General features: G+C 61.7%; 20 protein-coding genes and 2 pseudogenes. 12 read left to right on the forward strand and 10 right to left on the reverse strand.

Features of this window, described 5'->3' with window-relative positions:
- Positions 1–11: 11 nt before the first annotated feature.
- From ACAX61_RS13715 to ACAX61_RS13745, 7 genes are all read left to right on the forward strand, one after another.
- On the forward strand, positions 12–905 hold the full coding sequence (locus ACAX61_RS13715; protein ID WP_370715411.1) for a transporter: 894 nt from the start codon (positions 12–14) through the stop codon (positions 903–905).
- 15 nt (positions 906–920) lie between these two features.
- Complete coding sequence (locus ACAX61_RS13720; protein WP_370715412.1) at positions 921–3,344, forward strand: PQQ-dependent dehydrogenase, methanol/ethanol family; 2,424 nt, start codon at positions 921–923, stop codon at positions 3,342–3,344.
- A 354-nt stretch (positions 3,345–3,698) separates the two neighbouring features.
- Positions 3,699–3,998 (forward strand): CopG family transcriptional regulator, encoded by a 300-nt coding sequence (locus ACAX61_RS13725; protein WP_370715413.1) that lies wholly within the window; start codon positions 3,699–3,701, stop codon positions 3,996–3,998.
- Positions 3,995–6,088 carry a type IV secretion system DNA-binding domain-containing protein gene (locus ACAX61_RS13730; RefSeq protein ID WP_370715414.1) on the forward strand — a complete coding sequence of 698 codons (2,094 nt, stop codon included), beginning with the start codon at positions 3,995–3,997 and terminating at the stop codon, positions 6,086–6,088. The genes ACAX61_RS13725 and ACAX61_RS13730 overlap by 4 nt, the downstream gene beginning before the upstream one ends.
- Positions 6,085–9,039, forward strand: a complete 2,955-nt coding sequence (mobF, locus tag ACAX61_RS13735; RefSeq protein ID WP_370715415.1) for a MobF family relaxase — start codon at positions 6,085–6,087, stop codon at positions 9,037–9,039. The genes ACAX61_RS13730 and mobF overlap by 4 nt, the downstream gene beginning before the upstream one ends.
- 116 nt (positions 9,040–9,155) lie before the next feature.
- Entirely contained in the window at positions 9,156–9,638 is a 483-nt protein-coding gene (locus ACAX61_RS13740) for a restriction endonuclease (protein WP_370715416.1), read from the forward strand.
- Positions 9,639–9,706: 68 nt separating this feature from the next.
- Positions 9,707–10,159 (forward strand): lytic transglycosylase domain-containing protein, encoded by a 453-nt coding sequence (locus ACAX61_RS13745; RefSeq protein ID WP_370715417.1) that lies wholly within the window; start codon positions 9,707–9,709, stop codon positions 10,157–10,159.
- A gap of 99 nt (positions 10,160–10,258) precedes the next feature.
- Here ACAX61_RS13745 and ACAX61_RS13750 read toward each other — a convergent pair.
- From ACAX61_RS13750 to ACAX61_RS13785, 8 genes and pseudogenes are all read right to left on the reverse strand, one after another.
- A pseudogene (locus ACAX61_RS13750) lies at positions 10,259–10,489 on the reverse strand (transposase domain-containing protein); the annotation flags it as partial.
- A 25-nt stretch (positions 10,490–10,514) separates the two neighbouring features.
- A complete protein-coding gene (locus tag ACAX61_RS13755; RefSeq protein ID WP_370715418.1) occupies positions 10,515–12,584 on the reverse strand; it encodes a recombinase family protein in 2,070 nt (689 codons plus the stop codon).
- Positions 12,571–12,723 (reverse strand): hypothetical protein, encoded by a 153-nt coding sequence (locus ACAX61_RS13760; RefSeq protein ID WP_370715419.1) that lies wholly within the window; start codon positions 12,721–12,723, stop codon positions 12,571–12,573. The genes ACAX61_RS13755 and ACAX61_RS13760 overlap by 14 nt, the downstream gene beginning before the upstream one ends.
- A gap of 343 nt (positions 12,724–13,066) precedes the next feature.
- Positions 13,067–14,408, reverse strand: a pseudogene (gene tnpC / locus ACAX61_RS13765) (IS66 family transposase); the annotation flags it as partial.
- A gap of 51 nt (positions 14,409–14,459) precedes the next feature.
- Positions 14,460–14,798, reverse strand: a complete 339-nt coding sequence (tnpB, locus tag ACAX61_RS13770; protein WP_370715421.1) for an IS66 family insertion sequence element accessory protein TnpB — start codon at positions 14,796–14,798, stop codon at positions 14,460–14,462.
- On the reverse strand, positions 14,746–15,180 hold the full coding sequence (locus ACAX61_RS13775; protein ID WP_370715422.1) for a TonB-dependent receptor plug domain-containing protein: 435 nt from the start codon (positions 15,178–15,180) through the stop codon (positions 14,746–14,748). Before ACAX61_RS13775 ends, tnpB begins: the two co-directional genes overlap by 53 nt.
- A gap of 210 nt (positions 15,181–15,390) precedes the next feature.
- Complete coding sequence (locus tag ACAX61_RS13780; protein ID WP_370715423.1) at positions 15,391–16,383, reverse strand: helix-turn-helix transcriptional regulator; 993 nt, start codon at positions 16,381–16,383, stop codon at positions 15,391–15,393.
- 625 nt (positions 16,384–17,008) lie between these two features.
- Positions 17,009–17,200, reverse strand: a complete 192-nt coding sequence (locus ACAX61_RS13785) for a hypothetical protein (RefSeq protein ID WP_370715424.1) — start codon at positions 17,198–17,200, stop codon at positions 17,009–17,011.
- Positions 17,201–17,210: 10 nt separating this feature from the next.
- Between ACAX61_RS13785 and ACAX61_RS13790 the strand changes: the two genes are divergently transcribed.
- Positions 17,211–17,411, forward strand: a complete 201-nt coding sequence (locus ACAX61_RS13790) for a hypothetical protein (protein WP_370715425.1) — start codon at positions 17,211–17,213, stop codon at positions 17,409–17,411.
- A 653-nt stretch (positions 17,412–18,064) separates the two neighbouring features.
- Here ACAX61_RS13790 and ACAX61_RS13795 read toward each other — a convergent pair.
- Positions 18,065–19,306: a tyrosine-type recombinase/integrase gene (locus tag ACAX61_RS13795; RefSeq protein ID WP_370715426.1), complete on the reverse strand. Its 1,242-nt coding sequence runs from the start codon at positions 19,304–19,306 to the stop codon at positions 18,065–18,067.
- Between the two features lie 173 nt (positions 19,307–19,479).
- On the opposite strand from ACAX61_RS13795, the gene ACAX61_RS13800 reads away from it, so the two are divergent.
- Positions 19,480–20,184 carry a M20/M25/M40 family metallo-hydrolase gene (locus ACAX61_RS13800; RefSeq protein ID WP_370715427.1) on the forward strand — a complete coding sequence of 235 codons (705 nt, stop codon included), beginning with the start codon at positions 19,480–19,482 and terminating at the stop codon, positions 20,182–20,184.
- Positions 20,185–20,306: 122 nt separating this feature from the next.
- Positions 20,307–22,886, forward strand: coding sequence for an ATP-dependent chaperone ClpB (gene clpB / locus ACAX61_RS13805; RefSeq protein WP_370715428.1), 2,580 nt, complete (start codon positions 20,307–20,309; stop codon positions 22,884–22,886).
- 42 nt (positions 22,887–22,928) lie between these two features.
- Here clpB and ACAX61_RS13810 read toward each other — a convergent pair whose 3' ends face one another.
- Positions 22,929–24,191, reverse strand: coding sequence for a NupC/NupG family nucleoside CNT transporter (locus ACAX61_RS13810; protein ID WP_370715429.1), 1,263 nt, complete (start codon positions 24,189–24,191; stop codon positions 22,929–22,931).
- 171 nt (positions 24,192–24,362) lie between these two features.
- Between ACAX61_RS13810 and ACAX61_RS13815 the strand changes: the two genes are divergently transcribed.
- Together ACAX61_RS13815 and argB are read left to right on the forward strand one after the other, a co-directional pair.
- Positions 24,363–25,010 carry a queuosine precursor transporter gene (locus ACAX61_RS13815; protein WP_370715430.1) on the forward strand — a complete coding sequence of 216 codons (648 nt, stop codon included), beginning with the start codon at positions 24,363–24,365 and terminating at the stop codon, positions 25,008–25,010.
- Positions 25,011–25,015: 5 nt separating this feature from the next.
- Positions 25,016–25,915 (forward strand): acetylglutamate kinase, encoded by a 900-nt coding sequence (gene argB, locus ACAX61_RS13820; protein ID WP_370715431.1) that lies wholly within the window; start codon positions 25,016–25,018, stop codon positions 25,913–25,915.
- The last annotated feature ends 5 nt before the right edge of the window (positions 25,916–25,920 follow it).

Raw genomic sequence — 25,920 nt, forward strand, 5'->3', positions numbered from 1 at the left:
GAGAGAGAGGGATGAAAGGCGGATATGGTTTCAGGGGCGGGGCCGCTCTGGCAGCCTCCCTGATGTTTGTGGGCGCCGGCATTGGCGGGCAGGCTGAGGCAACGGTCTTCGACCCGGGCGACTATGTCCCGGCACCTCCAGGCACAACGGTGTTCCTTGTCTATGGGCAGCATGCCGATGCCAAAGGGCTGTACAATAACGGTCAAGAGGTCGACCCGAATGCAGAGCTTTCCAGCGACGTACTACTCTTGCGTTACGTAAAATATGTCGAGATCGCCGGAATGACGGTGGATTTCCAGGTCGTACAGCCTTACGTCGCCCTGCAGGGGAAAGGGTCAAGCGCGCCTCTGGGCAAAACGAGCGGCCTGGGTGATACGTTCTTCGTAACGACATGGTGGGTCCACAATAACCCCAGCAGGCGTTCATATCTTGGCGTGACGGGGTATCTCTGGATACCCGTAGGCGAATATGATCGGTCCAAAGCCTTAAATCCCGGCGACAATCGCTTCAAGGGAACCATTCAGCTTGTCTATGTAAAGGGACTTTCGGAAAAATTCTATCTCGAAGGTTCGTTAGATGCGCAGTTCTTTGGTCGCAACAACCAGTATATCGGGTCGAACACGCTGACGCAGAAGCCGCTTTATCAGGCATTGGGCTTCGTCCGCTATATTCCCGATCCGAAGAACGAGATCAATATTCGGCTGAGTTACGCGACTGGTGGACGGACGACCGTTGCCGGCTTGCAAAGTAATGATCGGCAGGAAAACTCCGCTTTCCTCGTGGGCTATCGCCACAATTTCACGCCGACTCTCCAACTGATCCTTCAGGCGGGACGGGATATCGACACTCATTCCGGATTTCGCGAGCGGGGGCGCTATCAATTCCGCATCGCCAAGGCATTCTAAGAAAGGAGATTGTCCATGTTGTCGCAACACAAGCTCCTGATCGCCAGCGCTCCGCTGGATGGCGTCAGTTCTGTCAGCATAGTCGATCCCGCATCCAGCGCTGTCCTTGGTTTCGTGCCACGTGCTTCAGTCGCGCGGCCTGAACAGGCGATCCGGTCCATCGAGCGTTGCTTCCCGGTCCGGGCTAATTCACGCAACTGCGCATCATCGGCATCACCAGGTAACAGGACTCGAACGGAGAGGGATCATATGGCGATCGGGAGGAACAGTGGATCAATTCGTGCCGGAATGCTGCTAGCCGGTGCCAGCGCCGCGCTGGCGTTGGCGGGGTGTGGTCAAAAAGGCGATCAGAGCAGGACGGGGTCGTCTCCACAGACCGTCGTTGCGCAACCTGCTGAAGGCGTGGCCCTCACGGCGGCGGGGGCTGACCCGAAGGGCTGGAGCAAGATCGGTGGCGGCTATGCCGAGCAGCGATACAGCCCGCTTGAACAGATCAACGAGGACAATGTCGGTTCGCTCAAGCTTGCCTGGTCCTATGATCTTGATACCAATCGCGGACAGGAGGCGACGCCGGTCGTCATGGGCGGCATACTCTACACGTCGACCGCCTGGTCGAAAGTGTTGGCGCTGGACGCGCGCACTGGCAAGGAAAAATGGACGTTCGATCCGAAGGTGCCGGGGTTCAAAGGCGTCAATCCCTGTTGCGACGTCGTCAATCGCGGCGTTGCTGTGGAAGATGGCAAGGTGTTCGTCGGCACGATCGACGGCCGGCTCATCGCACTGGATGCGGCAACGGGGAAACCGCTGTGGTCCGTTCAGACGACCGATCCGAACAAGCCCTATTCTATTACCGGTGCGCCGCGCGTAGTTCACGGCAAGGTCATTATCGGCAACGGAGGCGCCGAACTGGGCGTGCGCGGTTTCGTAAGCGCCTACAACGCCAATACCGGCAAGATGGTCTGGCGCTTCTACACAACGCCGAACCCGACCAATGCGGCCGACGGGCAGCCATCAGACAAGATCCTCCAGACCGTCGCCTTCAAGACCTGGGGCAATGGGGAGTGGAAGAAGACCGGCGGCGGCGGCACGGCGTGGGATTCCATCGTCTACGATCCGGATCTGAACCAGTTGCTGATCGGAACCGGTAACGGGTCGCCCTGGAACCGCACCGTGCGTTCGGGTGACAAGGGGGATAATCTGTTCCTGTCGTCGATCGTCGCGGTCGATCCCGATACGGGCGCCTACAAATGGCATTATCAGGAAACGCCGGGCGAGGAATGGGATTTCACCGCAACGCAGCCAATCATGCTGGCAAACGTCTCAATGGATGGCAAGGTTCGCAAGGTCGCGTTTCACGCGCCAAAGAATGGCGTCTTCTATGTAATCGACCGCACTACGGGCAAGCCGATCTCGGCTGACAAGTTCGTCAACGCCACCTGGCTGGACCATGTGGATCTCAAGACGGGCCGTCCAGTAGAGGCCAAGGGCGCGCGTTATTCGGAGGACAAGGCTGACGTCGAACAGATGCCGAGCGCCTTTGGCGCTCATAACTGGTTCCCGATGTCGTACAGCCCCAAGACCGGGCTGGTCTATTTTCCGGTGCAGGAGATCCCCTTTGGCTATGGGCCAGCGCCAGAAGGTTATAAATACAATCCTAAGCAGGGTGTCTGGAATCTCGCGGTTGCATCCGCCCGCGATTTCGGTCCCCAAAGCCAGGCCGATTTCGAGCGGATGAAGAAGACAGCCAAGGGCTATTTGCTGGCCTGGGATCCTATCGGCAAGAAGCCCGCATGGCGTGTCGAATTTCCGACCCCAGGTAATGGGGGCACGTTGGCAACCGCCGGCAACCTTGTCTTTATCGGACAGCCGGACGGCATGTTCAAAGCCTTTCGGGCGACGGATGGCAAGGAACTCTGGAAGTTCGACGCCCAGACCGGTATCCTCGCTGGTGCTGCTTCTTTCGAATTGGGCGGCAAGCAATATATCGCGCTGATGGTCGGAATGGGCGGCGCGTTCGGCCTGCATTCTCCCTTCGCACCGGATCCCCACCTCCGACCCAATGGGCGCGTACTGGTGTTTTCACTCGGCGGCACCGCGAAGTTGCCGCCCTATGAACGGATCGACCTGCCGGCCACGCCGTCAAACGAAACCTTCGCCGCGCAATCCGTCGCGCGCGGCAAACTGACCTATGCGGGAGCTTGCGCGTTCTGTCACGGCTTCAGCGCCTGGTCGACACAGGTGCTGCCGGATTTGCGCCGCTCGGGCTATATCCAGAGCCAGGAAGCCTTCGACCAGGTCCTGTTGCACGGAGCCCTGCAAGATCAGGGGATGGTCAACTTCTCGAACCGCCTGTCGCCACAGGACACGAAAGATCTCAGGGCCTACCTGAACGATCGCGCCCGACAGCTGCAGACGGACCAGAAGGCCGGGGCCAAGTGATGCGGACGGCATCATTGCCGAGCCGCTAGGGAGAACCCGCGAACCCACCAGCGTTGAATGGCAGCGGTGGGTTCTAGCCCCGCTCACGGAAGCACGAGACGAATCCGGGATGACAAGGCCCCATGCCCGGAACTCCACTGACCCCCGCAAGCCCGACTATGTTTCCGTCAGGCTACTTGCCGATATCTGGCAATGGATACCAAAGGCACGCTCGACTGGAGCAATGTTGCCTTTGGGCCATCTCGGCCCGCCGAACCGACTAAAGCGAGAAGGACTTGCAAAAACCAAATGGTTGCACTAAAAAAAGCTGCTTCATGACAGCTGCGAAGGTATCCGAGAACGGAGTACCTCCGCTTGTCCAAGGTCAATTTCCGTCTTGAACGAGCGTTGCATGTCGCGTTAGTTCGACGTGCGCGTGGCGCCAATCTCTCGCTATCCGCCTTCATCCGCCAGGTGCTCGAGCAGGCGGTGGATGAGCGCAAACGCTACGTCTTCTCCTCGCAAGACGAAATCCTCGCCACCACCATCCAGATCCTCTCGATCCTGGCGACTTCCGTGGGCCAGCAATCGCCAAAGACCCTTGAACAAGGCATGGCCCAGGCGCGGTCCATACTCCTGGAGCGCGGCCTCCTCGGGGAGGCGGATCGCTCATGAGCATTTTCCGGAACGATACGCTGGGATCGTGGACGCGGGGCGGGCAAGCGATCGTCCACAATGTCCGCATGACCACCCAGGTCTTCTACCAGACCATGCTGGCCGGGTTTATCATCTGGATCATCGGTACGCTCTGGTATGCCTTTGAAAAATCGACGGAATATGAGCGCTTCGTACTGGTCAAGCTCGCGGAGGCGGTGATCAAGGTCGACGCAGCGGGCGGCACCAATGATCCGGTCCAGTTTCGCACGCCAGCAGGCCAATCCTACTGGACCTCCGCGGACTGGTTGGTCGCTTCGACTCTGGCAAAGAAGACACTGCACCAGTTCGAGATATATCTTCTGCACGGCGCTCTTCTATCAGGTCTGTTCACCTTCGCTATGCTCGGATGGGCCTGGTTCTACTTCACGCGGACGGGCAGGGGCCTTGGCTCCAACGAATATCTGCGCGGCGCCCGCTTCGGTACCATCCGGCAAGTGAAGCGCGCACTCTGGCGGCAACGCAAGGGACCATTGATCGTCGGCAATGTCCCTGTCCCGGAAGCCTTCGAACCCGAACATATCCTTCTGTGCGGCGCGCCCGGTACAGGAAAGACCAACCTCATCAACGGCATGCTCGATGGCATTCGCAAGTCGGGAAGGCGTGCGATCGTCTATGACACAGCGGGTACTTTCGTCGAGAAATTCTATCTCCAGGGTACCGACATGCTGCTCAATCCGCTCGACCAGCGCACGGCGCGCTGGTCGCCCTGGGTCGATGTGCCGCGCGACTATCATTATGACCAGATCGCCGAGTCGACGATCCCCGACAAGCATGGCGATCCTTTCTGGGCCAAGGCCGCGCGGGGCACCCTTGTCGCGGTCATGCGCAAGCTCGCGCGGCAGAAGCACACCTATGTCTCGGTGCTGCTCGACCGGCTGCTACGCTCCAAACTCAAGGATCTCGCCGCTTTCGTGTCCGGGACGGATGCTGCAGCCTTCATCAGCACGGAAGGCGAAAGGACATCCGCCGGCATTCAGGCGGAACTCGCTTCGGTCATGCGCAGCTTCGGGTATCTCGACGATACCGAGGATGGCTTCTCGATCCGCGACTGGGTGGAGAAGGGGCAGGAAGGGAGCTGGCTTTTCATAACCGTCAAGGCAGATCAGTTGCCCTCGTTGCGGCCGCTGATCACCGTCTGGCTCGATATCGCGATCAGCGCGATCATGAGCCTGACGCCTGATCGCGATCGACGCCTCTATTGCGTGATCGACGAGTTGCCGACGCTCCAGAAGCTGCCGTCACTCTCCGATTTCCTTGCTCGGGCCCGCAAATATGGCGGCTGCGGCATATTGGGTTTCCAGTCCTATCCCCAGCTTGAAGCCACTTACGGCATTCAGGATGCGGCCGCGATCACCGGTTATTGTTCCACATGGATAGCGTTGCGGGCCAACGATACCGCGACGGCCAAACATGTGTCGGAAAATCTGGGTCAGGTCGAGCAGGTCGAGGCCAATGAGGGCATGTCCTATGGCGTCAACGACATGCGCGATGGCGTCAACCTCTCGCGGATGCAAGTGACGCGGCCGCTGGTCATGCCGACTGAGGTCACCAACCTGCCCAACCTTGTCGGATTTCTGCGCTTCGGCCGCAATTTGCCGGTTGTCCGCTTCGACAGCCGTTTCAACGAAATCCCTTCACTCGGCCCGGCCTTTCTCGAGCGTACGGAACCCCCCATCCAGATCGACAATGCGAAGAAACTGGTCCGGATCGCTCACGCCGAAGCGCGCGTGCGGGAGGCGATCGAGCGGGAACCAGCGCAGACACCGCCGCCGCAGGCGAAACCGCCGGCAACTTCCCCGGACGAGTCGTCGAGCGGTGAACAACCGCCCCAATCACCGCCGCGCCAACCGGACCTGTTCCAGCCGCCTGAGCCGCACGTCGATGCGCAGCGGGTGGAAGATATTCTTTTGAACGAGGAGGACGCTGAACTCCCGGTTCCGCCTCGGCTCGCCTGGACAATCCTGGCCGGCAAGCAGGGCGAGATCCGCTCCGACCTGGTGCAACATGAGCGGGATGATGGTCCGCGCGAACTGTCGCGGCCGGCATGATCCAGCCGCAACGCCTCCACGGCAAGCCCGCCAATATCGCCCGATATTATACGGTTGGCGACTATTACACCAAGGGCGGCAACGAACCGTCCGAATGGGGTGGCAAGCTTGCAGCCGACCTCGGCCTTTCCGGTCCCGTCGACGCCAGACAGTTTCGTGACCTGCTTGCCGGCAAAGTCGGCGATCAGCAACTGGGGCGACACCGCGCGGACGGGCAAATCCAGCATCATCCCGGCTGGGACTTTGCGGTCAATGCCCCGAAATCGGTGTCCATCATGGCGCTGGTGGCAGGGGATGAGCGAGTGCTCGCCGCGCATGAATATGCTGTCACAGCTGCCATCACCTATCTGGAGGAACAGGCACAACTTCGCCGCCGCGAGGAAGGTAAGGTCATTCATGAGACCACGCGGCGCATTCTCGTCGCGCGCTTCACCGAGCATGGCAGCCGGGAACTCGACCCGCATCTCCATACCCATCTGGTCGTCCTCAACATGACCAATCGCCAGGATGGCGACCCGATGGCAAGCCTGGAAAGCCGCGTCATGTATGGTGAGCAGCGCGTGGCCGGGCAGATTTATCGCAATGCGCTCGCCTTCAGCCTTCGCGAGGCTGGTTATGAGGTCGAGTTTGATCCTCGCACCGGCTTGTTCGAGATACAGGGCGTGCCGAAGGAACTCATCGACCGCTTCTCGCAGCGCGCAGAAGCGATCGAGGAGCATGCCCGGGAACATGGCCTGGTCGGCCAAAAGGCCCAGCGCGCCTCCTTCTATGCCACCCGCAAGGCCAAGGTGAAGATCGGCGCGCAAGAACTTACTGTGCAATGGCATGAGCGGACTGGCGACCAACTCGAAAAGCTCGATAAAATCGCTGCCGTTGCACGCGAACGGGAGGGACAACATTCTCCCCCTACCGAACGCACGGCTTCACGCGCTGCCCTTTTCGGCCTGCGGCAGTTGGAAACCGCCGAAGCCGTCAACAATCTCGGCAATATCCTGCGCACGGGACTTGCAGCCCATGTCGGGGAAATGCGGCTGGAGGATCTGCGCCCCCGGATCGAGACGCATGAACTCATGCGAAAACTGCTGCCGACCCACGAGCAAACGGGCGACAGGGTACTCACGCATGGACGCACCACCCGCAAGTCGTGGCGGCTGGAACTGGCACTTACCCAACATATTGCACTTGGCCTCGACGACGCCCGGCCGATCGCGTCGGGCGACCGGCTCCTGGCCGTACTGGAAAAGACGACGCTCAATGCGGAGCAGCAGCGGGCCCTGGTCGAGACCGCTATGTCGCGGGATCGCGTCACCGGGATCCATGGCGTTGCCGGATCGGGCAAGTCGACACTGGTGCGGGTATTGGGCGAAGCGGCGGAACCAGGAACGACGCTGATAGCATTGGCGCCCACATCATCGGCGGCTGCGGAACTGGGGCAAAAGGCCAATATCGAGGCGCACACGGTCGCCAGCTTCGTAGCGCGTGGCGGCCATGGCATAACGGACCGCTATGTGCTTGTGCTTGACGAAGCCGGTCAGCTTGGCAACCGCCAGGCCAGAAGGCTGCTCGAGATCAGCCGGATAACCGGAGCGAGGCTCCTGTTCCTTGGTGACGAGAAGCAGACCGGCGCCATCGAACAGGGCAAGCCCTTCTGGCTGATGCGCCGGCTGGGATTGCCGGTGGTGGAACTGACCGAGGCGGTTCGCCAGGAAACCCGTACGATCAAGGAAGCGGTTGCTCAGGCAAGGGCCGGCAATTTCGAGCAGTCGCTCAAGAATCTCGACAGCGTGACCACCGTCACCGACAATGAGGCCATGGCCGCGATGGTGGTCAACGCCTGGGTGAGGCTCAAGCCCGACTCCCGTGCGGGCACCAACATCCTCGTGCTCGACAATGCCACGCGCCTCATCGTCAACAGCAAGATCCGCGAAGCGCTCAGGAACGAGAATGGGTTGGCAGCCGAAGACAGCAGGCTCTCGATCCTTGCCCCGGCAGGGTTCACCGATATCGAAAAACATATGGGCCGCTTCTACGGAGCAGGGCAGGTGGTGCGCTTCGACCGCGACATCGCCGGTCTCGGCGTTGCCCGGCACACGGACTATCGCGTCGTAGGGCTCGGACGGGAGCCCAACGGCCGGCAGGTCGTGCGCCTTGTCGATGAACAGGGGCGCATCATCCGCTGGGATCCGCAGACCACACGAGCCCGGCACATCAATGTCTTCAACCCCGAAGAGCGTGATCTGGCCGAGGGGGATCGTATCCAGTGGCGACTGGTCAATCGCGATCTCGATCTGCGCAACGCCGAGCGCGGCACGGTCGAAAAGCTGGATGGCGACCTTGCTACGATCCGTTGGGATCGGGACGGCCGTGTACAGCAGGTCGACCTGTCAGAGCACAAGACCTGGGACCATGGCTATGCCGAGACGGTATATTCCTCACAGTCGAAGACCTATCCGCGGGTCTTCCTGCTGGCGCCCGTGGAATCGCCGCTGGTCAATGCCCAGAATTTCTACACTGCCATTACGCGCGCCATGTACGGCGTTAGGCTCTGGACCAACAACGTCAAGGAACTTGTCGACAAGCTGGAGCGCCAGTCAGGTGAGAAGACCTCCTCCACCGAGGGCCTTGGACGCATGGACCAGGACCGCGTCGGCCCGTTCACGAACCGGCAGGGCGCGCGCCTGGCGACGTTGAAGGCCGAACAGCAAAAGGACCGAACGTCGCGTCGAGACCGCACCCTTGAAAGGCAATTGTCTCGCCGGGATCGCGGGCCACGAGGGACAACAGAGCATATCGCGGAAGGCGCTCGAAGCGTCGCCCAGGTCCTCGACCGGTTTCTCGAGGGCATTCTCGATCGCGCTCGCACCCGGATCGAGCCCTCGACAACGCATCCTGAACGGCAGTCGCCAACCCCCGCACCTCAACCCGAACCCTTTCACGGTCCCGAACGATAGAGGCTCGTCCCATGCTCCTTATTCTGCTCGCTATCGCGTTGATGCTCCTGGCCCTTGTCCTGCGCCGCTTTCACGTGCCCTTGCGGCATCGATGGCGTCGCAGGCAGGCAAGGGTCATGGCGCAGCAGCTGCGCGGCCGTGATCGCCTGCAACCGCCCCAACTCCTCTATGCCAGGCTAAGAAGCTTGGATCCGCTCGCCTTTGAGGAATTGCTGCTCGAAAGTTTCGAGCGTCGTGGTTTCAGGGTCATCAGAAACCATCGCTACACCGGTGATGGCGGGGTCGATGGAAAGGTTATGATCGACGGCGCTCTCTGGCTCCTCCAGGCCAAGCGCTATGCGACGGCCATTCGGCCCGAACATGTCAGCGCCTTCAATGCGCTGTGCCGGGCCAGAAACTGTCGCGGCCTTTTCATCCATACCGGCCGAACAGGGCCGCAGAGCCAGGAGTTCATCGGCAACAGCAGCCACGTCGAAATTATATCCGGGCGAAGGCTACTTGCCCTGGTGACAGGCGGCCCGATAGCAGTGCCTGAAACCCCAGGGCGAGCCATGCTTCCCGGGGGCGCTTATCGAGCAAAGCCGGGGCGGGCAGGGTGATGTGGCGCCTTCTCTCGAGCACGACATGTGCAGTCACTGCCTTGCTGGCAGCATCGCCGGAATGGGCCATGGCGGCGCCCGAAGATGTTCAGGAGGAACAGCGCATAGCTTCCTGCATCCGTCAGGCGTCGATGGGTCATGCGTGGCTGGAGAAGACGCTTTGGGGCTTGCGAGATCAGGAAGCAGGCTGGATCGGTGCTGAAGTCCGTAACAGCAATGGCTCGCATGATCTTGGCCCCTTGCAGATCAACAGTTGGTGGGTCCCGCGCATCGCAGCCAAAGTCGGGCACTCCGAACTCCAGGTGCGGCACTGGCTGCGCTTCGATCCCTGCTTCAATGCCGAAGCTGCACGATGGATCTTTCTCTCCGGCCTGCGTGCTGCGAAAGACTACTGGGCGGCAATTGGCCTTTATCACAGTCCGATAATGTGGAGGCAGCGCAGATACTCAGGCTCGGTCGCACGTCTGATGAAAGTGCGCTTTGGCGAAAGCGTCTTTCATGAGCCGATGCGGTCACAATAATAACGCTTTCCATCCAGGCGATGAAGAGGCGAATACCGGTCGTCTCAAAATCGGAGAGATTGCGCGTGATTAGCGTAAGCGGGGCCTGGAGACCGCAGATCAGGCGGCTGCGGCGATCGGTTGCTGATCGGTCCGCCAGTTCCACGGCATGAGCTCATCCCAGCGGGTAGCAGGCCAGTTGCCAGCGATCCTGGCGATGACGTCGGCGATATAGGCCTGTGGTTCGAGGCCATTGAGTTTGGCGCTCTCGATGACGGAATAGATGGCAGCGGCGCGATCGCCGCCTGCTTTTGAACCTGCGAACAACCAGTTTTTGCGACCCAGGGCAACGACCGGTTCATACTACACCTCCTCTTCAAATGTCCGGAAACAGGGACTTTTGGTTTTCCATTTTGATGCGACACGGGCCTCTGTGAAGCGGGAACTGAGTCACTTCGTCCTTTTCCAGGTCCGTGGCTCGGATTTGGTGCGGCGCATCGGGTACAACTTGCTCGGTAGGGAGCACGCCCTCCTTGATCAGTCGACGGACCCGATGGGCAGTAACCCCAAGCTTTTTGGCGGCTTCGGTCAGCGTGAGCCACTCTCCATTCTTTTCGGCGGATCGGTAGCCGTGGATTTTGTGGACAGTGCGCAGCGAGCCGACACGGCGCGCTGTCCAGGTCTTGCCTTGTCCGGTTTGCATTCCCATCCGGTTGAGAGTGGCGGCAATGTCTGCATCGGACCACCGGGTGGCCATGGAGCGGATGATGGCAAGGGCGGCTTCGGGCGTGCTCTGACCATGTTCGCCTGCTTTGGGTTTGCGAATGCGCAGCTGAGAATGTTGGCCACCTTTCCAGTGGATCGTCAAAATGACTTCACGTTGCTCTTCATCGACATCAGCGATGATATCGGTCACGAGCGTGCGGAGGAGCTGCTGACGACAACGCATGCCGACGTTAGGCGAGCGCCAAGCGGTCTCCAGGTCGGTGGCAATGCCAGCAAAATCGGGCGCCGGCGCGGCCAGATCGATTTGTCGGGCTTGGGCCAAACCCGCTTCACAGGCTTCCACACGCCTGAGCGCTGCTTCCCAGCTATTCTCCAGTTGGGCAGCGATCAGGCGGTTATCAGGGTCGCAGGCAGCATAGCGACGTTCAGCGAGAGATGCCTCGTATCGGGCTTGCTGCAAGTCCAGCTCCACCATGCGGTGCCGTTCTTCCAGATTATCCCGATGCGCCCGATCAGCTTCCATTGCGGCCTCGATCGCCATCGGCGTCACGGCTCTCAATATCTCTTTGCCTATGGCAGGGTCGATGCGAGATGCGCCAAAAGTCATGCATCGTGGCTTGGCCAGCATCTGGTTGATACGTTCGCAGCGGTAATAGGGATGACCCGGAGGCCGGCCCGAATAGACCACGCCCAACCGTCTTCCACATCGCCCGCAGGTGAGCAGGCCCGCGAGCAACGCGCGGCCACCACGACCCGACTTGATACCGCCCTTCTGTCCGAAGGCGTTGACGGCGATATGGCTCTGGTTCCTCTCAAACTCACTCCAATCGATATAGCCTTCGTGATGATCCTGGAGCAGCACTTCCCACGTTCCAAAGGGCTTGCTGTGGCCGTAACTTTTGCGTGCCCTGCCATCGACAATCTCGGTTCGCTTCTCGCTTTTACCATAGACATAGACCCCAGCGTAGAAGGGGTTCTTCAGGATCGAAATAACGCTTCGATAGCGAACCGGCACCCAGTCGAAGGACACCGTTTTGCGGCCGTCAGAAGGGCGGGGGAAATGGAAATTGTCAGCTGTCAGCGAAATCAGCACCTGGCGGGCGCTGCCAAGCTCGCGGAAACGCGAAAAGATGAGGCGGATCGCCTCCTGTACCCGGATATCGGGATCCAGCCCCAGGCCGTATTCGCGGTGCCAGATATAGCCGATCGGAACACTGAGGCGCAGTTCTCCCCGCCTTGCCTTGGCGCGCGCCGCGTCAAGCATGCGTGTTCGCAAAATGCCAAGCTCAAACTCGCTGATGCTGCCCTTCATGCCCAACAACAATCGATCGTTTGGTCGACAGGGATCGTATACCCCCTCGAGATCGATCACGCGCGCTTCAACCAGGCCACACAGCTCCAAAAGGTGGTGCCAGTCCCGGCCATTACGGGAAAGGCGCGATGCGTGTAAGCAAAGCACCGCGCCAACCTTGCCCGTGCACAGGCCGCTGACCAGTCGTTCGAAACCGGGGCGGTCGACAGTGCCGCTGGCGGTCCTACCAAGGTCATCGTCGATCACCTCGACATCGTGAAATCCCCAGCGTCGCGCAACATCGACAAGCTCATATTGTCGGCGCTGGCTCTCCAGGTTGTTCTGGACCTGACCCGGGGTCGACTGTCGGACATACACCACAGCTTTGCGCTTGAGCACCGTGACTGGAAGGAGATCATTGCCCGTCATCGCTGGCCTCCTTCGCCGCGACGCCGGCTGCGGCCATCAAGAGGGTCGCCAGCCTGGCAACAGCGGCGCTTCGCTGCGCCTCGCTCAGGCCTCGCATCTGCGGCGTATCGAGCGGCATGCTCAGCTGCTGGGTCAGCATCGGTAGCGACGAGGGTCGTGGTAGTGCCTTCATGGCGCGCCTCCTGGATGGCCGTGAGTCCATCCGTCGAAGTCTGCCTGAAACCGCGATCGGTAAGCAGTCCATGAAGCTCTACAAGCCCAATCACCGCAACGCGCGGTTCGCCCATCTCCATGTCGGCGCACAACGCCCTGTCCAGCATCCACTCTGCGACCTGGATGATCTCACCCGGCCTGATCTCTACCCGGATGATCGCGCCATTGGCCCGGTCCTCGCGGCCTTCATGCCGAAAACGACCGCCGTAATATGGATGCCAGCGATAATGAAACTCTACCATCTGCCCGACATGGGCAGAATGACCCTGCGATGGCCACGCACCGCATGGCGCGCTTGGCTATGTTGTTATCGATTTCCAGACGTCCATCATCGAGAAAGCGCGTCAGAGCGACCCAGCGCTTGCGACCATAGGCAATCGCCTTGGCCATCTCGGATTTGGGCGAAAGGCGGCGCAGGGCATCGTCGAGCGCCTGGCGCAGTTCGTCGATCAGCGGCTTGGTGCGGTCCTGTCGGCTTCGTCGTCGGATATCGGGCTGGTGGCCGCGAACCTCCGCCTCGATCTCATAGAGTTGGCCGATGCGTTCAAGCAGATCAGTGGTGAGCGGTGTCGGCTTGGTCGCATGAATGTCGAATATCTTGCGCCGGAAATGCGCCCAGCAGGCGACCTCGGTGACGCGGTTGGTGTCGTAGAGCTTGTCGTATCCGGCATAGCCGTCCGCCTGAAGATAGCCGGTGAAACTGGCCAGCTGCCGTTGGGGATGTGCGCCTGTCCGGTCGGTGGTGAACTCATACCAGACCAGCGGCGGGGTCATGGCACCGCAGCCCCGATCGTCGACGGCATAGGCCCAGAGCCTGCCGGTTGCCGTCTTGCCACGTCCCGGATCGAGCATGGGGACCGGTGTATCGTCGGTGTGGATCTTTGAAGCGGTCAGTCCGACCTCGCGGATGCGGTTGATGATCGGATCGAGCAGGACAGATGCCTGGCCGACCCAGCCTGCCAGCGTCGAGCGGTCGATCTCGATGCCCTGCGCGGCCATGATCTCGGCCTGGCGGTATAACGGAAGGTGATGGTCGAACTTGGAGACGACGACATGGGCCAGGGTGCCGAAGGTCGCCTTGCCCCGCGCTATCGCCTTCACCGGCGCGGGCGCCTGCACGATCTTCTCGCACGCCCGGCAGCTATATTTGGGGCGGATGGTCCGAACGACTCGCCACTGCACCGGCACGGCATCGAGCATCTCGTCGCTATCCTGCCCCAGCGGCCGCAGCGCGCCGCCGCAGTCGGGACAGGTGCAGTTACCCTTCTCGGGCTCGATCCGCTGCTCCTCGCGCGGCAGATGAGCTGGCAGCGTCCGAACCGGTGATGGCCGATCGACGGCTACTGGATCACCTCGACGCGCGGCGGCGACGATGGCCTCGCCTTCGAGTTCTTCGAGCGCCAGCTCAAGCTGAGCGATCTGGGTATCGAGCTTCTCGGACGACTTGCCGAACTGCATCCGCTTGAGGCGCGCAATCTGCACGCGCAGCGTATCGATCAGGATGTCGCGGGCGGAAATATCGGCGTGGGCAGCTGCCAATGCAGCTTCAAGCTCGGCGATCCGAGCGTCTTTATCAGGGGTGGAAAGGCCTGCGTCCGACACCACGATCATATAGCAGATCGATGGTCGAAACGCTAATAAAGGCACCAGAAAATGGGCGTTTTACCCCGCCAATGAAGGAGTGAAAGTGCGTTCAGGTCGCCGCCAGTCGATGCCTTCCAAGAGCATCGAAAGCTGCGCCGCCGTCATCACCACTGAGCCCGTCTTGGTCGACGGCCACACGAAGCGCCCCCGGTCCATCCGCTTGGAAAACAGGCACATGCCCTGGCCGTCGTACCAAAGCAGCTTCACCAGATCGCCGCGCTTGCCCCGGAAAGCGAACAGCGCACCGGAATGGGGGCTCTGCTCCAGAATCTGCTGCGTCATCACCGCCAGGCCGTCGAAACCCTTACGCATGTCGGTCGCACCGCAGGCCAGGAATATCCGCGTCGATGGCGGCATTCACTTCATCGACGCGGCTGTCGATGCCGGAGGGTTGGGCCTGCACGCCGGCGACATAGGCGAGGGCATCGGATATGCTGTCCACGGCGCGCACGTCCATCTCCGTGCGGGTGATGACCGAAATGGTCTGCGGCGTTTCGATCAGCGGCGTATCGGTCTTGGTGCTCGACGTCGCGGTGTCGAGGCCGGTCGCGGTGACGACGATCTCGCAATCCTCCCCGGCTGCGCACCTGTTCACCTGGGCAAGGGCCGGCGCGGATGCCGCGGAAACGGCCAATGCGATCAGCGACGCCGAAAAATGTCTGTCGAACCTTCCCAATCTTGCCCCCATGCGCACCCGAGCACGATCGTCCGGAGCTTCAGCCCCGAAGCGATCGAGCATATTTATGCGAGTGATTATCAGTAACGATTGGGGACGGTTCGACGCAATGAGACCGGCTTTCGCCCGATGCACAAATGCTTTCGTCAGGAGCAGGCGAGGCGAGATGCTCGAGTTGATCCGCTCTGTGAAAGAGCGGACGAAGCGGAAGCAGCTGCAAGAGCAGTGAACGCCTTGCCCCTTGCGGCAAGCGGACCACGCCGCGCCGAAGGTTCAGTGCCTGGTGTCGGAAGCGTCCTGCGAAGGCGGATGGCCGAACGCGCGGCGGAAGGCGACCGAGAAGGCGGCCGCGCTTCTGAACCCGACACGATAGCCGGCTTCAGCTGCCCCCAGGCCATGGTCCCGGATCAGGATGCGCGCCATCCTCAATCGCTGCTCGCGCACATAGCCGAAGATGGTGGTGCCGAACACGGCCTTGAACCCGGCCTGCAGCGCGTTTCGGTTGAGGCCGACCTGACGGGCGAGCGCCATCGTCCCGGGCGGCGCGTTCAGCGCGGCATCGAGCAGGCTTTGGGCATGAAGGACGGCGTCATAGTGGCGCTTGCCCAATTGCCGATAGCAGCCTTCATCCGCCCGCAGGAGCCGCAAGGCCTGGAACAGCATCTGCGTGGTCGTGCTCTCCCGGAACAATGTGCCCAGCGAACCGGTGTAGGGCGTTTCGACCAGCGCTTTCGCCAGATGGATCATGATCTCACAACGACGGAGCGCCCGGCAATGAACACCGGGCGACATCAACCGGTCGACGAGATCGAGGTCGTTGCCGGCCACGGCGCCGCCATGATGTTCCAGAAAGCTTGGACGAACGATCAGTCCGGCGCGGACGTAACGGTCACCGGGGAACAATTTGCGCATGCCTTTGCGCGCTTCCCCAAGGCCGACGATCTGGGACTGCTCCAGCGAACTGCTGACAGCTTCGCCGCCTTCGACGGCCAGTTCACCATTTCTGCCGTGAAGATGCACGCCGATCATCACCGAGCGCTCGATCGGTTGCGCGATGACGGCATCCGAAAGTGTCACCAGATCGCAGGCCGATCCACTGAGGCCCGGATGGACTTCCTCCATCCACATCCAGCCGCGAAACTGGCCTGACAGGATCTGCTGCCTGTGTTCCGGCGCGGGCGAGCCGCAAAGGGCGAGCGCCGCGGCTTCCCTGAACAGGTCGTGCGGAGAAAACTCCCCTTCGATCAATCGCGACTGCGCCGGCATCGGTTTTTCCAGATCAGACGTCGTCCCGCGCGAAAGAATCTATGCCGCGCGCGACAGGATGAAGCATCGCCAAGTTAACGACTTGCATCTATTGAGAGTCAATCTCAAAGATATCGGATGAGCGGACTGTAACAGTCACGCTTTCATTTTCCGAGAATCAGTGAACTGCCGTCCAACTTCTCCGAACCGCGGCCAAGACCACGGACTCGGTTCGCTCATTGTTGGCCACGAACGGTAAAAATCGTGGGGCGTGGGCCTATTGCACCAATGCCGCCCATCGCCAACGCGGCACCAAGGCGCGCCAGGGCCAACATATCCTCGCCGAGCACTCCGGTCACGCTGTCATCCGTAAGGAGCCGCAGCTTGTGGCGGACGAGATCTGCCGGGTGCTGGACTACGCTACCCACAAGGAGCCAGTTGCGCCATGATCGAGATGGAACCGGAAACTTACCACGGCGAGAAATCCGGCTTTCGTAGCAGATCAGGAATGTCTACTAGCAGGATGGCCTCTGACAGTCGTGCAGGACTTCGTTTCCTCGAGCATGGCGGCGAGGCGGAAGAGAGGGTGGCACTTGAGAGTCCAAAGCAGATGGATGGATCGCTAGTTCCGGAATCCCTCCCGCGATCAGATCATGATCATCAGCGGGGGGATTGCCTGTTTATGCCGGTCGCCATAACCCAGCGCCGCGATCACGCGATCGTGCTCTGTCGGCAGCCCGACAGTGATCCGGAACCGGTCTGACAGCGGCGGATAGGGCCTCGCAATTTCTATCCCGAAGGCATCGAGATGCCGACGCAGGTTTGCCGCCTGCGACACGCAGAAGAAAATGAAGCTGGCGCGACTTTCGCAACACTTGAACCCGATCGGAATAGACGAAGGCACCTCCGCCGGGACGCTGCCGGGCGAGATAGAGGCCGAGCGGTTCGAGTGTCACCTCGATGACGACCTGTTTGGGGTGGACCTGCTCGAGAGTGGCGATCTGTGTGGTCAGGCTCGCGACCTCGTCCGCGCCGACATGGCGCTCTAGGCCGAGCGCAGGCATCCTGACCGTGTCGATGACTCGCGGCGATCGCGCGAAGGGAATTTCGTTGAGGTTCAGCCGCACACGGTTCGCGGTGGACAGCACCGGTTGGGCAGAGGCCCGGTCGATGCCGTTCGCCCGGACAGCAGCTGCGCCCGTTGCGATCCAGTCGCGCCGCGTGAGAGTAATCCTAATGAAAAATTTGTATCATGCGGCGGTGTGTCTGGTAGGTTAAATTGCGATGCATGAGTCGCCTAGGTGCGATCCGAAGTGGCCGAAGAACCCAAGTCGCAGGCATTCGCGGTCGATGCCACGCATGCTGCGCAAGTCGCGGACCTGTTCACGGCGGTCGAGGCAGAGATCGGCGTGCCCGAAGTTGGTGATCTACAATGCCAGCGGCTGGGTTCTCAACGTCATTTACAGCGGCGAGGCCCGTCATGCTTCCCGGGAAGCGATCGCATCGGACACTTCAGCCTCGCCAAGCGCAAGCCCCTGAGCGAGCACCTGTACCGTGGCGCGACAATCTTGGTCTTCAAATCGCGACGAGGAGTGTTTGTCGGTTTCGGCCAGTGCCTGTCACCGCAACCAACAAACCTTTCGTTTTGTAGGATGTATCTACCTGAAACAGGAGGAGGCAGCCAAAGATCTTTTAGGACCGTTCACGCAACAAGTTTTATGTGTTTGCGTGAAAGTAGCACTCTAACGAAGCTATCCCATTTCTTCATCGCAGCTCGCTTCTCAGGCATGTAGTTCCACCGATCATAACTTTTGGAACTGACATCCTGCAATGTGTGGTTCTGCAGGCGATCACGAATTTCCTTGGATATGCCAGCTTTGCCTGCAAGCGTCTTCCAGGTTCGGCGCAGGTCACGATTGGTCACGTACGGAATAACGCCACGCTCCCGTTGACGCCACATGAAGGCATATAGCGTGCCATGTGCGACAGGCCTGCTCGAATCCATGGCGGACGGGAAAAACCAGCCATATTCATTCGGCTTGATGCTTTCGAGTAGCTCGGCAGCCAGAGACGGAAGGGGTATTGCGTGCGGTTTGCTATTCTTGGTCTTCGACCAATCCAGTATGCGCTCCTTTCTGTCATACTGATCAACGTTCAGTCGAGCAATTTCCTCCACGCGCTGGCCAGTCAGCATAAGGAATTGAACGGCGCGAGTATATGGCGGATGAATGGGTGTGTCTGGACACTCCAGCCACCTGAATAACCGTACATATTCGTCCTCGCTGAGCCAGCGAGTGCCGGCAACTTTAGGTTCGGTCGGGATGTCGGCGGCCGGATTGTAGGCGAGGCGGAAACGGCGTGGAGATGTAAGCCGATAGTCATGTTCTGATTTCAGGCCCCAGGAAAAGGCTGAACGGATGTAACTACGGACGTGATCAGCCATCGACTTCGCACCGCGATCATAGATCGGTCGAATGACCTCCAGGACGTCTTCAGGGAGGATATCACGCGCTAGCCGGTTGCGACCCAACGTGTCCGCGATCTTGTCGAGACCTTTCTTGGCTTCCTTCCACGAAGGCTTGTCGGCATCCTTAAGCGCATTAGTGTAAGCCTCGAAAAGATCGGCCACCGTACCGGGCCGGGTATCGCCGGCGACCTTAATACTGCTACCCCTCTGGATCGGCCCGGCATAGTCGCGATCGAAGAGCTTACGCGCATTGGCCAACGACAAGGAGGGATAGGCGCCGAGCTTAGACTTGATCCGCTTCTTGTCACGCCACTGGACAGCATACCATGTCGCTGTGACGCGTGAGGGCATGGGTTTCAGAATCAGCGTAAGTCGGCCGGTACCATGGCCCTCGCCATCGGGAAGGGTTCGCTCTTTCCGAGCTGCTTCGACAGCCCTGATCGCTTGTCGGATTTCGCCATCTGTCAAAGCCGCCATGCCACAGTTCCTGAACTGGGGACGGTCCACCAAACTGGGGCCGCCAAATGGGGACGGTTTCCCGTCCGATCCCGCTAAATTAGGTGTCAACCGCCCCTAGTCAAGAGTCTATAAATATTTTAGAAAGCTCGGTAATCTGCGGGAGTCTGAGGGTGTGTAAATCGTCAAGTAGGGTGGTTGTGCATCTGGACCATGTCGGCACGGGCGGCCATGCCAAGGGCGATGACAAGGTCTTCAACGGCGCCATGGACAATGCCGCCGGCGTCGCCACCATGCTGGAGGCGGCACGCGCCTTTACCCAGGCTGGCGAGAAGCCAAAGCGCACCATCCTGTTCGCGGCGGTAACGTCGGAAGAGGACGGCCTGCTCGGTTCGCAATACCTGGCCAAGCACCCGCTGCCGGGCGTCAAGGTGACCAGCGTCGTCAATCTGGACATGCCCGTCCTGCTGTACGACTTCACCGACGTCGTGGCGTTTGGCGCCGAACATTCGACCATGGGGCCGATCGTTGCAAAGGCGACGAGCGACATGGGCATCAAGCTGTCGCCCGATCCCATGCCGGAAGAAAATCTGTTCACCCGGTCGGACCATTATCGCTTCGTCACCGAAGGGGTGCCGTCGGTCTTCCTCGTCACCGGCTTTGCCAATGGCGGGGAAAAGGCGTTCAAGGATTTCCTCGCCACCAATTATCACAAGCCCAGTGACGAGGTCAGCTTGCCCTTCAATTGGGGCGCGGGGGCCAAGTTCGCCAAGGTGAACTACAACATCGCCCGCGCGCTCGCCGACGCGCCGACCGCGCCGGTCTGGTATGACGACAGCGAGTTCGGCAAACTCTATGCCGCCGACGCGGCAAAGGCGGAGCGGCCCGCAGGCGGATGAAACATCATGGGGCGTCCCGGTCGGGGCGCCCTTTTTTTCAGGTGTGACATGGCTTGTGTGGCCAAAGGGCAACACTATCTCCGCAGCATCATCGAATTAAATCAAGGGTCGGCAGGGACGTCATGAACCTCGAAAAATTCACCGATCGCGCCAAGGGCTTCCTGCAATCGGCGCAGACCGTTGCCATCCGCATGAGCCATCAGCGGATCGCCCCCGAACATCTGCTGAAGGCGCTGCTGGAGGATGAGCAGGGCATGGCGTCGCGCCTGATTGCCGCGGCAGGTGGCGATGCGGGCCGGGCGCTGGCCGAAACCGATACGGCGCTGGCCAAGATCCCGGCGGTCAGCGGGTCGGGCGCGCAATCGACGCCGGGCCTGGATAACGACACCGTCCGCGTGCTGGATCAGGCCGAGCAGGTCGCGCAGAAGGCCGGCGACAGCTTTGTCACGGTCGAGCGGCTGCTGCTGGCACTGGTGCTTTCCGGCAACAACGCCGCCGGTCGCGCGCTGGCGGCGGCGGGCGTGCAGGTGCAGGCCCTCAACGAAGCGATCAACACGATCCGCAAGGGTCGCACCGCCGATACGGCGGGGGCGGAGGACCGTTATGACGCGCTCAAGAAATTTGCCCGCGATCTGACCGACGCTGCGCGCGACGGCAAGCTGGACCCGGTGATCGGCCGTGACGAAGAAATCCGCCGCACCATCCAGATCCTTGCGCGCCGGACCAAGAACAATCCCGTGCTGATCGGCGAACCCGGCGTCGGCAAGACCGCCATTGCCGAAGGGCTGGCGCTGCGGATTGCCAATGGCGACGTGCCCGATACGCTGAAGGACCGCACGCTGATGGCGCTCGACATGGGCAGCCTGATCGCGGGCGCGAAATATCGCGGCGAGTTCGAGGAACGGCTGAAGGGCGTGCTGGACGAGGTGAAGGCGGGTGAGGGCGACATCATCCTGTTCATCGACGAAATGCACACGCTGATCGGTGCGGGTAAAACCGATGGCGCGATGGACGCGTCGAACCTGTTGAAGCCCGCCCTTGCGCGCGGCGAACTGCACTGCATTGGCGCCACCACGCTGGATGAATATCGCAAATATGTCGAAAAGGACCCCGCGCTCCAGCGGCGGTTCCAGCCGGTGTTCGTGGGCGAGCCAACCGTCGAGGATACGGTCAGCATCCTGCGCGGGCTGAAGGAGAAATACGAGCTGCACCATGGCGTGCGGATCACCGACGGCGCCCTGGTGTCGGCGGCGACCTTGTCCAACCGCTACATCACCGACCGTTTCCTGCCCGACAAGGCCATCGACCTGATGGACGAGGCGGCGAGCCGCATCCGCATGGAGGTGGAATCCAAGCCGGAGGAGATCGAGACGCTCGACCGCCGCATCCTGCGCCTGAAGATCGAGCGGGAGGGGCTGCGCCGCGAAACCGATGCCGCGTCGGTTGACCGGCTGGAGACGATCGAGCGCGATCTGGCCAATCTGGAACAGCAATCGGCCGAGCTGACCGCCCGCTGGCAGGCGGAAAAGGACAAGATCGGGGCCGAGGCCAAGCTGAAGGAACAGCTGGACGCCGCGCGCATCGCGCTGGAACAGGCGCAGCGCACCGGCGATCTGGCCCGCGCGGGCGAGCTTTCCTACGGCACCATCCCCCAGCTGACCAAGCAGCTTGAGGAAGCGGCAGGCGCGACTCAGGGCGCGATGCTGCGCGAGGAAGTGACCGCCGACGATATCGCCGGCGTCGTCAGCCGTTGGACCGGCATTCCCGTCGACCGGATGCTGGAGGGCGAGCGCGAAAAGCTGCTCCAGATGGAAGACGCACTCGCCAAACGGGTGATCGGTCAGGCCGAGGCGGTGCGCGCGGTGTCGACCGCCGTGCGCCGCAGCCGTGCGGGGCTACAGGACCCGAACCGGCCGCTGGGCAGCTTCCTGTTCCTTGGCCCCACGGGCGTCGGCAAGACCGAGTTGACCAAGACGCTGGCCGAGTTCCTGTTCGACGATCCGAACGCCATGGTCCGCATCGACATGTCCGAATTCATGGAAAAGCACGCGGTCGCGCGGCTGATCGGCGCGCCGCCGGGCTATGTCGGCTATGAAGAGGGCGGCGTGCTGACCGAAGCGGTGCGTCGGCGCCCCTATCAGGTCGTGCTGTTCGACGAGGTGGAGAAGGCGCATGGCGACGTGTTCAACGTGCTGCTGCAGGTGCTGGACGACGGTCGCCTGACCGACGGACAGGGGCGCACGGTCGATTTTTCGAACACGATCATCATCCTGACATCGAACCTGGGCAGCCAGTATCTGACCAACCTTGCTGACGGCGAATCCGTGGAAACGGTCGAGCCGCAAGTGATGGAGGTGGTGCGCGCGCATTTCCGGCCCGAATTCCTCAACCGGCTGGACGAGGTGATCCTGTTCCACCGGCTGGCGGCGGAGCATATGGCGCCGATCGTCGACATTCAGGTCGGGCGCGTCAGCCGGTTGCTGGCGGACCGCAAGATCACCATCGACCTGACCGACGCAGCGCGCGCGTGGCTGGGGCGGGTGGGGTACGATCCCGTCTATGGCGCCCGCCCGCTGAAACGCGCGGTGCAGCGCTATCTTCAGGACCCGCTGGCCGACCTGATCCTGAAGGGCGAGGTGCGCGACGGCTCGACCGTCGCGGTGGATGAGGGCGACGGCGCGCTGACGCTGACCGTTCGATAAGCCGGGACAGGGCGGGCGCCACGGCGTTCGCCCTGTCGTCCATTACGGCAGGATCAGACCTGCCAGCGCCGCCGACATCAGATTGGCCAGGCTGCCCGCAAGCAGCGCCCGCACGCCGAGCCGGGCGATGGTCGGACGCTGATTGGGTGCCAGACTGCCCGTCGCGGCCATCTGGATCGCGATCGAGCTGAAATTGGCAAAGCCGCACAGCGCAAAGGTGACGATGGCGATGGTGCGCTGGCTCAACTGGTCCCCGATCTGGCCCAGTTCGATAAAGGCGACGAATTCGTTCAGCACCACCTTGGTCCCGAACAGGCCGCCCGCCATGCCCGCTTCGTCCCAGGGGATGTTCAGCAGGAACATCACCGGTTGGAACACGGTGCCGATCAGCATCTGGAAGCTGAGCGCCGGATAGCCGAACCAGCCGCCGACCACGCCCAGCAGGCCGTTCGCCATCGCCACCAGCGCCACGAACGCCAGCACCATCGCACCGACCGCCACCGCGATCTTCACACCCGTCTGCGCGCCCATTGCGGCGGCCATGATCAGGTTGGCGGCGCGTTCATCCTCTGGATCGGGTTCGGCGACCGCCAGCACGGCGGCTTCCTCGAACGTGTCGTGCTGGACGTTGGGGGCCGATGCGACATCGGGCATGATGATCTTGGCCATCAGGATGCCGCCCGGCGCCGCCATGAAGCTGGCCGCCAGAAGATAGGGCAGCGATTCCGGACCAAGGAACGAGGCGTAGGCCGCCAGGATCGTGCCCGCCACGCCCGCCATGCCGACCGACATCACGGTGAACAACTGGCTGGGCGTCAGGCTGGAAAGATAGGGGCGGATGACCAGCGGCGATTCGCTTTGTCCGACAAAGATATTGGCCGCAGCGCACAGCGATTCGACCTTGGACACGCCGATCACCCGCTCGATCGCGCCCCCGACCCAGCGGATGATGAACTGCATGACGCGCAGATGGTACAGCACCGACACCAGGCTGGCGAAGAAGATGATCACCGGCAGTGCCGAGATGGCAAAGCTCTGCCCGCCCATTTCGGGCGTCGCCAGCGGGCCGAAGATGAAGTCGGTGCCCGCCTTGGCATAGCCCAGCAGCGCCGACACCCCCGCCGCCATGGCGCGGATCGCGGATTGCCCGGCGGGTACGTAGAGGACGAGGAACGCGATCCCCGCCTGCAATGCAAAAGCCGCGCCGACCACGCGCAGGCGAATGGCGCGGCGGTTGGCAGATAGAAGAACGGCGATCGCCAGAATGACGGCGATGCCGCAAAGGCCGATCAGGAAACGTGTCACCAAAGCCCTGTCGCTTTCCCAAGCGGGCCGCGCAGAGGGCGGCCCAGGCGTTTTCGAAAGAAGTCGGGTGACACAGGATCGCCGGCGATGCCAGCGACTTGTGCGCTTCGCTGTTCGGCTGTGACACGGCTGCCACTTTCGCGCGGGCGCGCCATCGGCTAACCGCCCGCGATGGACTCGCCCGCGCCGATTTCCCGTTCGCTGTTTTCGCTCGCCATTTTTTATGGCGGCATGGTCTGTATTGCCGGGGTGCTTGGCAACAAGCAGGTGGCGTTGGGGCCATTGGCGGTGGAGGCGGGTATCTTTGCCTTTCTGCTGCTGGTGGTGGTGTCGTCGGCGGTGGCCGAGCTGCACGGTCGCGCGGTGGCCAATCGGCTGGTGCTGATCGGCTTCGTGCCGCTGCTGGTGTCGATGGCGCTGTCGTGGATCGTCGTGCAACTGCCGCCCGCGCCCAGCATGGAGACCGAGCGGGTGGCGGCATTCACGATGCTGATGAGCAGCACGTGGCGCATCTGGATGGGCGGCATCGTCGCCTATGGCCTGTCGCAGATCCTGAATGTGACGCTGTTCGACGCGCTGAAGCGCGGAAAGGGCCGCATGTTGTGGCTGCGCGCGGGCGTGGCCAGCGTGTTGAGCCAGATTCTGGACACGCTGATCTTCGTCACCGTCGCCTTTTACGGCGTCTTCCCCGTCGGTCAGCTGATCGCCGGGCAGATGCTGGCCAAGGTCGCGCTGTCGCTGATCCTGGTGCCGCCGCTCATCTATCTGTTCGTCGGGCTGGGCCGCCGCCTGGACGCCCCCGCCGCTGCGAGGACTTGAACCGAATGACCAACCACGCCCCCGATCCCGCAATGCTCGTCAAAGCCGAAACCCTGACCGAGGCGCTGCCCTATATCCAGCGTTATGCCGGTGCGACGTTCGTCATCAAATATGGCGGCCACGCGATGGGCGACCCCGAACTGGCGCGCGATTTTGCCGAGGATGTGGTGCTGCTGAAGGCGGTCGGCATTAACCCGGTCGTCGTCCATGGCGGCGGGCCGCAGATCGGCGCGATGCTGAAGCGGCTGGGCGTCGAATCCCAGTTCGTCGGCGGGCTGCGCGTCACCGACGCCGCCACCGCCGAAGTCGCGGAAATGGTGCTGGCGGGCAAGATCAACAAGGAAATCGTCGGCTGGATCGATTCGGCGGGCGGTCGGGCCGTCGGCATTTCGGGCAAGGACGCGCGGCTTGTCACCGCGCAAAAGGTCACCCGGACCGAACCGGACCGCAATTCAGGGATCGAGCGGCACGTCGATCTGGGCTTTGTCGGCGAACCGGTCGCGGTCGATCCGATGATCCTGAACATGCTGGCCAGCCAGAATGTCATCCCCGTGGTGGCGCCGGTCGCGCTGGGTGTTGACGGACACACCTATAACATCAACGCCGACACCATGGCAGGCGCGATTGCCGGGGCACTGGGCGCTTCGCGCTTCTTCCTTTTGACCGATGTGCCGGGCGTGCTGGACAAGTCGGGCGAGCTTCAGACCGACCTGAACCCCGCGCGCATTGGCGAGCTGAAGGCCGATGGCACGATTTCGGGCGGCATGATTCCCAAGGTCGAAACCTGCGTCGCGGCGGTTGAGGCGGGGGTGGACGCGGCCGTCATCCTCGACGGGCGTATTCCGCACGGCATGCTGCTGGAAATCTTTACCCGGCGCGGTGCCGGCACGCTGGTCCGGCGCTGAGGAAC

It is taken from the genome of Sphingomonas sp. IW22, from assembly GCF_041321155.1.
Lineage (GTDB): Bacteria > Pseudomonadota > Alphaproteobacteria > Sphingomonadales > Sphingomonadaceae > Sphingomonas.

Coding starts and splice junctions, on each gene's coding strand:
- ACAX61_RS13715 (WP_370715411.1), top strand. CDS start 12: ATGAAAGGCGGATATGGTTTCAGGGGCGGGGCCGCTCTGGCAGCCTCC.
- argB (WP_370715431.1), top strand. CDS start 25,016: ATGACCAACCACGCCCCCGATCCCGCAATGCTCGTCAAAGCCGAAACC.
- ACAX61_RS13745 (WP_370715417.1), top strand. CDS start 9,707: ATGGCGGCGCCCGAAGATGTTCAGGAGGAACAGCGCATAGCTTCCTGC.
- ACAX61_RS13795 (WP_370715426.1), bottom strand. CDS start 19,306: ATGGCGGCTTTGACAGATGGCGAAATCCGACAAGCGATCAGGGCTGTC.
- ACAX61_RS13815 (WP_370715430.1), top strand. CDS start 24,363: ATGGACTCGCCCGCGCCGATTTCCCGTTCGCTGTTTTCGCTCGCCATT.
- ACAX61_RS13790 (WP_370715425.1), top strand. CDS start 17,211: ATGAAGCTGGCGCGACTTTCGCAACACTTGAACCCGATCGGAATAGAC.
- ACAX61_RS13720 (WP_370715412.1), top strand. CDS start 921: ATGTTGTCGCAACACAAGCTCCTGATCGCCAGCGCTCCGCTGGATGGC.
- tnpB (WP_370715421.1), bottom strand. CDS start 14,798: ATGCCGCCATCGACGCGGATATTCCTGGCCTGCGGTGCGACCGACATG.
- ACAX61_RS13740 (WP_370715416.1), top strand. CDS start 9,156: ATGGCGCAGCAGCTGCGCGGCCGTGATCGCCTGCAACCGCCCCAACTC.
- mobF (WP_370715415.1), top strand. CDS start 6,085: ATGATCCAGCCGCAACGCCTCCACGGCAAGCCCGCCAATATCGCCCGA.
- ACAX61_RS13775 (WP_370715422.1), bottom strand. CDS start 15,180: ATGCTCGATCGCTTCGGGGCTGAAGCTCCGGACGATCGTGCTCGGGTG.
- clpB (WP_370715428.1), top strand. CDS start 20,307: ATGAACCTCGAAAAATTCACCGATCGCGCCAAGGGCTTCCTGCAATCG.
- ACAX61_RS13760 (WP_370715419.1), bottom strand. CDS start 12,723: ATGCTGACCCAGCAGCTGAGCATGCCGCTCGATACGCCGCAGATGCGA.
- ACAX61_RS13755 (WP_370715418.1), bottom strand. CDS start 12,584: ATGACGGGCAATGATCTCCTTCCAGTCACGGTGCTCAAGCGCAAAGCT.
- ACAX61_RS13730 (WP_370715414.1), top strand. CDS start 3,995: ATGAGCATTTTCCGGAACGATACGCTGGGATCGTGGACGCGGGGCGGG.
- ACAX61_RS13780 (WP_370715423.1), bottom strand. CDS start 16,383: ATGCCGGCGCAGTCGCGATTGATCGAAGGGGAGTTTTCTCCGCACGAC.